Origin of the sequence: Streptomyces sp. McG3 (assembly GCF_018619185.1) — a bacterium.
In the GTDB taxonomy this organism is placed as follows: Bacteria; Actinomycetota; Actinomycetes; order Streptomycetales; family Streptomycetaceae; genus Streptomyces.
Genome location: NZ_JAAXYC010000567.1, coordinates 1 through 1247 on the forward strand (window position 1 = coordinate 1; position 1247 = coordinate 1247).

The following is a 1247-nucleotide window of genomic DNA, read 5'->3' on the forward strand; positions in this document are numbered from 1 at the left end:
CTCCTCCGCAACCTCATCCCCCGCCACACCACAACCACCACCGTGCGCGCGACGGACAAGGCATCGCTGCTGACGCTGGTGCTGGAGCACGTCGCGACGACACTGGGGCACACGGACGCGGGCGCGATCGACCCGGACACGGCGTTCCAAAGCCTCGGGTTCGACTCGCTGACGGCGGTCGAGCTGCGCAACCGCCTCGGCGCGGCCACCGGTACGCGGCTGCCTGCCACGGTCACGTTCGACCACCCGACGCCTGTGGCGCTCGCGGAGTTCCTGCACGGCAAACTGTCCGGTCAGCAGACCGGCCGCCAGGTGGAGGCACGGGCATCGGCGGACGAGCCGATCGCGATCGTCGGCATGGCCTGCCGCTACCCCGGCGACGTGAACACGCCGGAGGACCTGTGGAACATGCTGGTCTCGGGTTCGGAGGGCATCTCGGAGTTCCCCGCGGACCGTGGCTGGGACCTGGAGGCGGTGTACGACCCGGAGAGTTCCCGGCCGGGCACCACCTACTCGGCCGTGGGCGGATTCCTGCACGACGCGGGCGACTTCGACCCCGCGTTCTTCGGCATCAGCCCGCGTGAAGCCGCCGCCATGGACCCCCAGCAGCGCCTGTTGCTGGAGACGTCCTGGGAGGCGCTGGAGAGCGCCGGGGTCGACCCGGTCTCGTTGCGCGGCAGCGACACCGGTGTCTTCGCGGGCGCGATGTACCGCGACTACGCCAGCCGGTTCACGACCGCGCCCAAGGGCAACGAGGACGTGGTGGGCACGGGCAACGCCGGAGCTGTCACGTCCGGTCGCGTCTCGTACGGACTCGGCCTGGAGGGGCCGTCGATGACGGTCGACACCGCATGCTCCTCCTCGTTGGTGGCCACCCACCTTGCCGCGCAGGCTCTGCGGTCGGGCGAGTGCTCACTGGCGCTGGCCGGCGGGGTCACGATCATGGCGACGCCGGATCCGTTCGTGGAGTTCAGCCGCCAGCGGGGACTCGCGACGGACGGCCGCTGCAAGGCGTTCTCCGGCGACGCGGACGGCACCGGCATCTCCGAAGGGGTCGGCCTGCTCCTGCTGGAGCGACTGTCCGACGCGGTGCGCAACGGCCGCCGGATCCTCGGTGTCGTCCGTGGCTCGGCGGTCAACCAGGACGGCGCTTCCAACGGTCTGACCGCGCCCAACGGTCCGTCGCAGGAGCGGGTCATCCTCCAGGCGCTGGCCAACGCCCGCCTCGAACCCTCCGACGTGGACAT

General features: G+C 71.1%; 1 protein-coding gene. It reads left to right on the forward strand.

Annotated features, from left to right (window positions below; translation table 11 throughout):
- A partial coding sequence (locus HET64_RS38480; protein ID WP_215111859.1) for a type I polyketide synthase occupies positions 1 to 1247 on the forward strand: 1247 nt, incomplete at both ends.